This window comes from Pseudomonas sp. FA-1 (genome assembly GCF_056856075.1).
This window is the reverse complement of the sequence record NZ_JBWXTH010000005.1, coordinates 354907-363489: the sequence shown is the minus strand read 5'-3', so window position 1 is coordinate 363489 and position 8583 is coordinate 354907. Positions and strand designations below refer to the sequence as shown.

Annotated in this window: 10 protein-coding genes; 6 read left to right on the top strand and 4 right to left on the bottom strand. The window is 64.2% G+C overall.

Going from position 1 to position 8583, the window contains the following annotated elements:
• The first annotated feature begins 168 nt into the window (after nt 1-168).
• Both rhtA and AC1MHZ_RS12315 read left to right on the top strand, forming a co-directional pair.
• Entirely contained in the window at nt 169-1056 is an 888-nt protein-coding gene (gene rhtA, locus AC1MHZ_RS12320) for a threonine/homoserine exporter RhtA (protein WP_084854740.1), read from the top strand.
• A gap of 190 nt (nt 1057-1246) precedes the next feature.
• Nucleotides 1247-1528 (top strand): hypothetical protein, encoded by a 282-nt coding sequence (locus AC1MHZ_RS12315; protein WP_084854739.1) that lies wholly within the window; start codon nt 1247-1249, stop codon nt 1526-1528.
• A 50-nt stretch (nt 1529-1578) separates the two neighbouring features.
• Here the strand turns inward: AC1MHZ_RS12315 and AC1MHZ_RS12310 are convergent, their stop codons facing one another.
• Nucleotides 1579-3387 (bottom strand): aminopeptidase P family protein, encoded by a 1809-nt coding sequence (locus AC1MHZ_RS12310; RefSeq protein WP_482966404.1) that lies wholly within the window; start codon nt 3385-3387, stop codon nt 1579-1581.
• 197 nt (nt 3388-3584) lie between these two features.
• Here AC1MHZ_RS12310 and AC1MHZ_RS12305 point away from each other — a divergent pair, with 197 nt between their 5' ends.
• Together AC1MHZ_RS12305 and AC1MHZ_RS12300 are read left to right on the top strand one after the other, a co-directional pair.
• Entirely contained in the window at nt 3585-4697 is a 1113-nt protein-coding gene (locus AC1MHZ_RS12305) for a DUF3182 family protein (RefSeq protein ID WP_368830135.1), read from the top strand.
• Nucleotides 4681-5451: an alpha/beta hydrolase family protein gene (locus tag AC1MHZ_RS12300; RefSeq protein ID WP_084854736.1), complete on the top strand. Its 771-nt coding sequence runs from the start codon at nt 4681-4683 to the stop codon at nt 5449-5451. Before AC1MHZ_RS12305 ends, AC1MHZ_RS12300 begins: the two co-directional genes overlap by 17 nt.
• Here the strand turns inward: AC1MHZ_RS12300 and AC1MHZ_RS12295 are convergent.
• Nucleotides 5430-5810 (bottom strand): antibiotic biosynthesis monooxygenase, encoded by a 381-nt coding sequence (locus tag AC1MHZ_RS12295; protein WP_084854735.1) that lies wholly within the window; start codon nt 5808-5810, stop codon nt 5430-5432. The two genes, AC1MHZ_RS12300 and AC1MHZ_RS12295, sit on opposite strands and share 22 nt — an antisense overlap.
• Before the next feature lie 87 nt (nt 5811-5897).
• Here AC1MHZ_RS12295 and soxR point away from each other — a divergent pair, with 87 nt between their 5' ends.
• Entirely contained in the window at nt 5898-6356 is a 459-nt protein-coding gene (gene soxR / locus AC1MHZ_RS12290) for a redox-sensitive transcriptional activator SoxR (RefSeq protein ID WP_084854734.1), read from the top strand.
• A 6-nt stretch (nt 6357-6362) separates the two neighbouring features.
• Here the strand turns inward: soxR and AC1MHZ_RS12285 are convergent, their stop codons facing one another.
• Entirely contained in the window at nt 6363-7346 is a 984-nt protein-coding gene (locus tag AC1MHZ_RS12285) for a GlxA family transcriptional regulator (RefSeq protein ID WP_084854746.1), read from the bottom strand.
• 82 nt (nt 7347-7428) lie between these two features.
• Here AC1MHZ_RS12285 and AC1MHZ_RS12280 point away from each other — a divergent pair, with 82 nt between their 5' ends.
• Complete coding sequence (locus tag AC1MHZ_RS12280) at nt 7429-7986, top strand: cysteine hydrolase family protein (RefSeq protein WP_084854733.1); 558 nt, start codon at nt 7429-7431, stop codon at nt 7984-7986.
• Nucleotides 7987-7991: 5 nt separating this feature from the next.
• Here the strand turns inward: AC1MHZ_RS12280 and AC1MHZ_RS12275 are convergent, their stop codons facing one another.
• Nucleotides 7992-8555, bottom strand: a complete 564-nt coding sequence (locus AC1MHZ_RS12275) for a helix-turn-helix domain-containing protein (protein WP_482966403.1) — start codon at nt 8553-8555, stop codon at nt 7992-7994.
• Between the last annotated feature and the right edge of the window lie 28 nt (nt 8556-8583).

Here is an 8583-nt window from a genome sequence, read left to right as displayed (position 1 = left end):
TTGCGTTTCGACTGCGTCGGAAGTGGGGCGCATTATAGGCCCCTGAAACGGCACGTCAACCGTTATTTTCAAAAAACGTTACCAAACCGCTCTTGCCGACGGCAGGGCCCATTGCGCACTATAGTGCTCAGCCGTATCACTTCCATTTATAAGGATTACCCTCCTGCAATGAACAACCAGCCTCGCAGCCTGGCCGCCACGCTGTTTCCCATCGGCCTGCTGCTGATCGCCATGGCCTCGATCCAGTCAGGAGCCTCCCTGGCCAAAAGCATGTTTCCCGCAGTCGGAGCCCAAGGCACCACCGCCCTTCGCCTGGTATTCGCCAGCATCATCATGTTGCTGTTGCTGCGCCCATGGCGTGCACGGATGGATGCCGCCACGCTGCGCAGCGTCGTCATCTATGGCCTGGCATTGGGCGGTATGAACCTGCTGTTCTATATGTCCGTGCGTACCGTCCCGCTGGGTATCGCCGTGGCACTGGAATTCACCGGGCCACTGGCCGTCGCGATCCTGGGCTCGCGGCGGGTGGTGGACTTCCTATGGATCGGCTTGGCGATCATCGGGTTGCTGCTGTTGATTCCTGTCGGCCAATCCGGCCAGGCCGTCGACTTGGTTGGCGCAGCCTACGCGCTAGGCGCGGGGGTGTGCTGGGCACTGTATATCCTCTATGGCCAACGCGCCGGTGCAGAACATGGCATCCAGACGGCCGCCCTGGGCGTGCTGGTGGCGGCGCTGTTCGTCGCGCCTATCGGCATCGCGCATGCTGGCAGTGCATTGCTCGCACCGGCCCTGATTCCGGTGGCCCTAGGCGTCGCAGTGCTCTCCACCGCCCTCCCCTACAGCCTGGAGATGGTCGCCCTGACCCGCATGCCCGCCCGCACCTTCGGCACCCTGATGAGCATCGAGCCCGTATTCGCTGCGCTTTCAGGGTTGTTGTTCCTGGGGGAAGTCCTATCCCTTTCCCAATGGCTCGCCATTCTGGCGATTATCACCGCTTCCGTCGGGGCGACCTTGTCGATGCGCAAGGAGACCCCGACAGCCGTAGCGGCGGATTGACATGAGAAATATTTTCATTTGCCCGGACTTTTCCCATTGTCCCTCCAGCCTAGGCTGATTAAGCTGTCACAAAAATTTGATCTTTACGCTATCTACTGTACAAGACAGGGACGTTGGGGAAATTCCAGGAAGAAAAGAGCGATAACGACGGGGCCAGGCATGCTGGTCGGCCCTGCATTTAAGGACAGGAATGAAACGTATTTTGCTCATCCTGGCCATCTTGGCCATTGCTGGATGCGCCGCCACCGCCAAGACCGAGGTGAAGCGGGGGAAGAAAGGGCTGCATATCAATTGCTCCGGCCTCTCCTCCTCTTGGGAGAAATGCTACAGCAAGGCAGCCACGTCCTGCGGCAACCGCGGTTACAAGGTCATCGCCCGCTCCGGGGATACGGACGAAGAACCGGGCGACTACCTATTCGGTATCAATCCGGCCGGTTACACCAGCCGTAGCATGATCGTCCTGTGCAAATGAACTGAAAAGGGCAGCCAAACGGCTGCCCTTTTTCGTTGATGCCCGCCACGTCAGATCGGCACCGTTCGGGCCTCCAACCAGGCCAGCGCCTCTCCTTGGAGCAAAGGCGTCAACCGCTCACGCACGGTCGCGTGGTAGGCGTTGAGCCACTGGATCTCCTCCTGCCCCAACAGCTCGGGCAACAGGCAGCGCGTATCGATCGGACAAAGGGTCAGGGTCTCGAAGGCCAGGAAATCGCCAAAGGCGTTCTTGCCAACTTCCCGGTTGACCACCAGGTTCTCGATACGCACACCCCAGGCTCCCGGCCTGTAGGTGCCCGGCTCGATCGAACTGATCATGCCCACCTGCATCGCCGTCTGCGGCAATGTTGCAGCTTGATAGGCAATGACCTGGGGCCCTTCGTGTACATTCATGAAATACCCCACGCCATGACCGGTGCCATGGCCATAGTCGACCTGATCCGCCCAGATCGGCGCGCGGGCGATGGCGTCGAGCAGGGGCGAAAGAATGCCTCGCGGGAACTTGGCCCGCGACAACGCGATCATGCCCTTGAGCACCCGCGTGCAGTCCTGGCGCTGCTCGAGGCTCGGCGTGCCGATCGGTACCATCCGCGTGATATCGGTGGTACCGCCCAGGTATTGACCACCCGAGTCGATCAACAGCAAGCCATCGCCCTCGATCACCGCATGGGATTGTTCGGTGGCCCGATAATGCGGCATGGCGCCATTGGCGTTGAACGCCGCAATGGTGGAAAAGCTCAGCGACACGAAATCCGGCCGACGCGCCCGGGCTGCGGTCAACCGCTCGTCGATGGTCAGCTCGGTGATGGTTTCCTTGCCCAGGTTCGCCTCGAACCAGGCGAAGAACTCGCATAACGCGGCGCCGTCGTGCTCCATGACCCGGCGGATATGCACCAGGTCATCCTCGCCCTTGCGCGATTTGCTCAAGGTGGTGGGGTTGGCGCCCTCGACCAATTGCACGCGCTCATCCAGATGCCCCAGCAAGCCACAGGTGACGCGCGCCGGATCCACCAGCAAACGGCTGCCCGGCGCGATCGTGCCCAGGGCCTGGCCCACATCGGCATAATCGCGCACCTCGATGCCATCTGCCGCCAATACCTGTCGCAGATGCTCATCGACCTTGTCCCGTCCAACGAACAGGGTCGCTTGTTCCTGCCCGATCAGTGCGAAAGAAACGAACACCGGGTTGTAGGAGACATCGCTGCCCCGCAAGTTGAACAGCCAAGCGATGTCATCGAGGGTGGCGAGGAAGTGCCAATCAGCGCCTCGCTCAACCAGCGTGCGACGCAACTCGACGAGCTTCTGCGCACGGTTGACGCTGGCATGGGGTGGCAGGTGCTGGTAGACCGCATTGCCCGGCAGTGCCGGCCGGTCATCCCACACCTTCCCCAGCACGTCCAGGTCAGTGCGCAGCCGCGCCTCCTTCGCCCTGAGGCGCTCCTCCAACAGCCGGGCGGACGCCAGGGCCATGACCGCACCATCGACGGCAACCGTGCCGTGGGGCTTGATATGTTCGCCAAGCCATTCCAGCGCTCCAGGCTGCCCAGGCAGCAGCTTCATCAGTTCGATGCCACTGCCGGCGAGTTCGTGCTGCGCCTGCTCCCAATAGCGGCTGTCGGCCCAGAGCCCGGCAAAGCCCGCCGTCACCACCAGGGTGCCCACCGATCCATGGAACCCCGACAGCCATTGGCGCCCCTGCCAGTGCCCCGGCAGGTATTCGGACAAGTGAGGATCGGCCGAGGGCACCAGGAGGGCATCCAGCCCGTCGTTGGCCATCACCTCGCGCACACGTGCCAGGCGGGCCTGCACGCTTCGCTGAATCGGGGACTGACTGTTCATACGCACTCCTGCGGATACATCTTCGACTATTCCAGGGCGCTGATAATGGAACAGCCGGCCAAGCGCCGCAATCGCGACGAGGTACGCAATGCTTCCCGGCCAACGATTCGAGCCACCTGCCACCGATCGATTGCGCTGAACTTTGGTCGGTCAAGCGGCTTCAGACACCATACATACCTAGCGGACACCCATCGCCCATGCCCCGACCCCGTGACCCGAAGACCGCCGTCGTACTGCTCGATACCCGCGAGCACACGCCCGACCACGAGCACGCCGTCCACCTCAAGCTCGTCGACTACCTGGCGCGCCTGCTCGGCATTGGCAAGGCCGCGCCTGACCAGCCCCCAGGCAGCAACGATCGCTACTACTACCTGCCGACCGAAACCTTGGTCGACCCGCAGCGCTACCGCCCCCTGGGAATCGTGGACGAGCACGACCTGTTCGGCGGCCTGGTCACGCACCCCTTCATGGCCACCAAGGCTATTTCCCACCCTCTGCCAACCGGGGCGAGCTTCCCATCAGGTTGGACCGATGCGTTCGCCCGCGACGCCCGCGACGCCCTGTTGCGCGGCTACACGGTGTTCAGCAAGACCGATGCCCGGCAGGCTGCGGCCTTGCTCCTGCGCGAGGGGCCGGTCCGGGTCAAGCCAGTGCTGGCCTGCGCCGGGCGTGGGCAGGAGGTGGTCGAGCACGCCGAGGACCTGGAGCCATTGCTGGCGCAGATGGACGACGCAACACTGGGGCTTGTCGGGCTCGTGCTGGAAGAGAACCTGGACGACGTCGAGACCTATAGCGTGGGCCAGGCCTGCGTCGGTGACCAGGTGTGCAGCTACTATGGCACCCAGCGCCTGACCCGCGATCATCAGGGCACCGAGGTCTATGGCGGTTCTGACCTGGTCGTGGTGCGAGGCGGCTATACGTCCCTGCTGCAGCTACCGCTTGAAGAACACGTGCGCCTGGCCATCAACCAGGCCATGGCCTATGAACGCGCCGCGCAGCGGCACTTTCCTGGCTTCGTCGCCTCCCGCCGCAACTATGACATCGCCCGCGGCATAGACCATCGGCAGCGCCTGCGCAGCGGGGTGCTGGAACAGTCCTGGCGCCTGGGCGGGGCCAGCAGCGCCGAGATCCTGGCCCTGCAAGCCTTCGCCGACGACCCGGCCCTGCAACGGGTGCATGCCTCGAGCCATGAAGTCTTCGGCCTTCCCGAACTGCCTGCCGACGCCACACTTTTCTACCAGGGAAACGACAGTGAACTCGGACAACTCAGCAAGTATGCACGGATACGCCACCATGACCATCCAGAGTGAATCAGTCGAGCTGCAGGTCGAGGACGACCGCATCGCCGGCACCGTGGTCAGCCCAGGCAGCAAGATGCCGGGCATTCTCTTCGTCCACGGCTGGGGCGGCAGCCAGCAACGCGACCTGGCCCGGGCACGCAACATCACCGGGCTGGGCTGCGTATGCATGACCTTCGACCTGCGCGGCCACGAAAAGACCGAAAGCCAGCGCCTGACCGTCACCCGCCGGCAGAACCTGGGCGACGTGCTGGCCGCCTACGACCAGCTAGCCAACCACCCAGCCGTGGACCCGGGGGCCATTGCCGTGATCGGCAGCAGCTATGGCGGCTACCTGGCGACCCTGCTGACTACCCAGAGGCCTGTCAAATGGCTGGCACTGCGGGTGCCGGCCTTGTATTGGGACGATGACTGGGAAACGCCCAAGCAAGCCCTGGATCGGCAACGCCTGAACAGCTATCGCCAGCGTATCCTGGGCCCTGCCGACAATCGGGCCCTGGCCGCCTGTGCCGAGTTCGGCGGTGACGTGCTGCTGGTCGAGTCCGAAAACGACGACTATGTGCCGCACAATACGCTGATGAGCTATCGCTCGGCGTTCGTCGCGGCCCACTCGCTGACCCACCGTATCGTCGACGGCGCCGACCATGCCCTTTCCAGCGAGGAATGCCAGAAGGCCTACAGCGCCATGCTCGCGTCCTGGATCGAGGAGATGGTCATAGGCGCACGCCTGGACCGTTATCCGCATTACGCTCCCTGGTACGCCTGAGGCTCGCCCACCTGGCACTGCAACTCGCCATCGGCGCCCCGCACAAGGCTGCGCAGGGTCTGGTAGGCAGCGAAATTGATGCCCCGCGCCTGGTGCTGGCACAGCAAGTCGAGGAACGGCTCCTCCACGAAGCAATCTGCCGCCGCGGCCCACGCCTGGCGTGATTGCCATTGCAGGTACTGCAAGACCCGACTGCCATCGTCGCTGGCCTGGATACTGACCGCCAGCAGCCCCTCGCAACGCGCTGCCAACGCTTCGCTGCGCACCACCAATGCCTCGGCCAGCGCCTGCTGCTGGGTCGTTGGCACTTCGTATTCGATCATCTGGGTGAACCATAAGGTAGTGGGCTGGGCCGCCATGGACTGTCTCCTTGCTCCGGACGCTTGCAGCGCGATGGTTTGCAGGGTAAAACCTCGAGTTAAGTCAAGGTCAAGGAATTTCTTCCCATGCCAGGCAAAACGCCCTCTTGCGAAGAAAAGCTGCTGAGCGTCGGCCAACTGGCCGCACGCAGCGGCGTTGCCGTCACGGCGCTGCATTTCTACGAGACCAAGGGGTTGATCCACAGTATCCGCAATGCGGGCAACCAGCGCCGCTATCCCAGGGCCACGCTGCGCCGGGTGGCGGTGATCAAGATGGCCCAGCGCCTGGGCATCGCCCTGGCCGACATCGCCCAGGCCCTGGACACCCTGCCCAGGGACCACACGCCCAGCGCCGAAGACTGGGGCCGGCTATCGGCGCGCTGGCGTGACGATCTCAGCCGGCGGATCGACGAACTGATCTTGCTGCGCGATCAGCTGGACGGCTGCATCGGCTGCGGCTGCCTGTCGTTGAAGGAGTGCCCCTTGCGCAATCATCACGACCGCCTGGCCGAGCAAGGCCCCGGGCCGCATCCACCCGCCCATTAGGAGATGTCAGGGCTGGGCGATGAAGCGTCGCCGGTAATCGCTGGGGGTCGACCCGACGATACGCTGGAACACCTTGCGAAACGCACCCGGGTCTTGGTAGCCCACGCCCCAGGCGATCTGGTCCACGCTGCGTCGGGTAAACTCCAGCAAGCGGCAGGCCCGCACCACACGCACCTGTTGGCAATACTCGGTCGGCCGCAGCCCGGTGGCCGCGCGAAAGCGGCGCAGGAAGGTCCGTGGCTCGAGGCCTGCGCATAACGCCATGCTGGCCAGGTCGGCCTCTTGCGCCCCGTTGCCCTGTAGCCAATGCTGGACCTTGAGCACCGCTTCGTCACCATGGTCCAACCGCGGGCTGAAACGCGCGCCCGGCAAGGCGCTGGCCAACGGCTCCACGGCCAGGTAACGGGCAGTTTCCCGGGCCAGGGTCGCACCAAGGAAACGCTCCAGCAAGCGCAGGCCAAGCTCGGTCCAGGCCATCAGGCCGGCAGACGTCACGATGTCGCCGTCATCGAGCAACGGCTGGTTGGCCTCCACCCGCACCTTGGGGAAGCGCTCACCCAGTGCCTGCGCATAGTTCCAGTGGGTACTCGCCGCTCGTCCATCGAGCAGCCCGCTGGCGGCAATGAAGAACACCCCGATGCACACCGAGGCGAGCACGGTGCCCTGCCCATGCCATTGCCACAGGGCCGTACGGTGACGCTCGAGCAACGCAGGGGCCGGTGCCGATTCCAGGCTCGGCGGGATCACCAGGGCACGAAGCGCATGGCGAGGTTGCGCCAGGCTGTCGTGGATAACCTGCAGCCGCCCTTCATCGTCGAGCTGCCAATGGCTGACACGCAGGCGTGGCAGGTTGCCTTCGCCCAGCTCGGCGGCGACCCGGTTGGCCACCGTGAACAGGTCCGTCAGGCCGTGCACGGCGGCACCTTGCGCCCCTGGATAGACAAGAACACCGATTTCCAGGGTAGCGGAGCTGTCAGTTTTTGCCGTCATTGTGTCGATCGCGCCAATCCCAGGGAACATCGCCCAAGCCTATAACTATCCTCAACCAACCACTACTGCCACAGGAGGCAGCATGAGCAAGCAGGCCCTGATCATCATCGACATCCAGAACGACTACTTCCCCGGTGGGAAGTGGACCCTCGACGGTGCCGAGAGCGCCGCCGACAACGCTGCCCGCCTGCTGGACGCGGCCCGCAGCCGGGGCGACCTGGTGGTGCACGTGCGCCATGAATTCGAAAGCGCCGACGCGCCATTCTTCACGCCGGGCTCGGACGGTGCGCAGATCCATCACAAGGTAGCGCCGGCCAGCGGCGAAGCCGTGGTCACCAAGCACCAGGTCAATGCTTTTCGCGACACCAACCTCAAGGCCCTGCTCGACCAGCATGATGTCCAGGCCCTGACCATCGTCGGCAGCATGAGCCACATGTGCATCGACGCGGCCACCCGCGCGGCGGCCGACCATGGCTATCAAGTGGCAGTAGCCCATGATGCCTGCGCGACCCTGCCCCTGGACTTCGCCGGCAAGCAGGTACCCGCAGCGCAGGTCCAGGCGGCCTCCATGGCGGCGCTGGCCTTCGCCTATGCCCGGGTCGAGAGCACCGAGCAACTGCTCGCCGAATATCGCCGCTGAAGCGCTCAGATCACGACGTTACGCACGAACCGCGTGGGCTCGCTGGCATCGTTGCGATACACGTACCGGCAGTTGCTGGGAAATACGTGGAACTCGCCCGCCTGCAAGCGCCGTTCACGCCCCTCGATGATCAACGTCAGGCAGCCTGCGGCCACGTAGATCTGCTCGCTCCACCCTTCGGCGTCGGCCTCACTGGCGTAGGACTCGCCCGGCGCCAGGGTCCATTCCCAAAGCTCGACTTCACGCCGGGCCGGGCTGCTGCCCAGCAGGATGGCCTTGCTGCCGGCATGCTCGCCGGCCCAGGCCAGCTCATCGATGCGGCTGGGGTCACGGCGATCAGGGGCCTGGATGAGTGTGCTGAACGCCACACCCAGGGCTTCGGCGATCAGGTCGAGGGTGGTGAGGCTGACATTCTTTTCGCCCGCCTCGATGGCCACCAGCATTCGCCGGCTGACCCCAGAGCGCTCGGCCAGTGCCGTCTGGCTCAGCCCGGCAACGCTGCGTAACTGGCGAACGTTCTGGCTGACATGTTGCAGCACCGATGCCCGGTGCGAAGAATCTTTGTGCACTATATTGCTCACAGGTAGGGATTGCGCA

What these genes read in the sequence shown, in the direction of transcription:
- rhtA (WP_084854740.1), top strand. Translation starts at nt 169, where the DNA reads ATGAACAACCAGCCTCGCAGCCTGGCCGCCACGCTGTTTCCCATCGGC.
- AC1MHZ_RS12315 (WP_084854739.1), top strand. Translation starts at nt 1,247, where the DNA reads ATGAAACGTATTTTGCTCATCCTGGCCATCTTGGCCATTGCTGGATGC.
- AC1MHZ_RS12310 (WP_482966404.1), bottom strand. Translation starts at nt 3,387, where the DNA reads ATGAACAGTCAGTCCCCGATTCAGCGAAGCGTGCAGGCCCGCCTGGCA.
- AC1MHZ_RS12305 (WP_368830135.1), top strand. Translation starts at nt 3,585, where the DNA reads ATGCCCCGACCCCGTGACCCGAAGACCGCCGTCGTACTGCTCGATACC.
- AC1MHZ_RS12300 (WP_084854736.1), top strand. Translation starts at nt 4,681, where the DNA reads ATGACCATCCAGAGTGAATCAGTCGAGCTGCAGGTCGAGGACGACCGC.
- AC1MHZ_RS12295 (WP_084854735.1), bottom strand. Translation starts at nt 5,810, where the DNA reads ATGGCGGCCCAGCCCACTACCTTATGGTTCACCCAGATGATCGAATAC.
- soxR (WP_084854734.1), top strand. Translation starts at nt 5,898, where the DNA reads ATGCCAGGCAAAACGCCCTCTTGCGAAGAAAAGCTGCTGAGCGTCGGC.
- AC1MHZ_RS12285 (WP_084854746.1), bottom strand. Translation starts at nt 7,346, where the DNA reads ATGACGGCAAAAACTGACAGCTCCGCTACCCTGGAAATCGGTGTTCTT.
- AC1MHZ_RS12280 (WP_084854733.1), top strand. Translation starts at nt 7,429, where the DNA reads ATGAGCAAGCAGGCCCTGATCATCATCGACATCCAGAACGACTACTTC.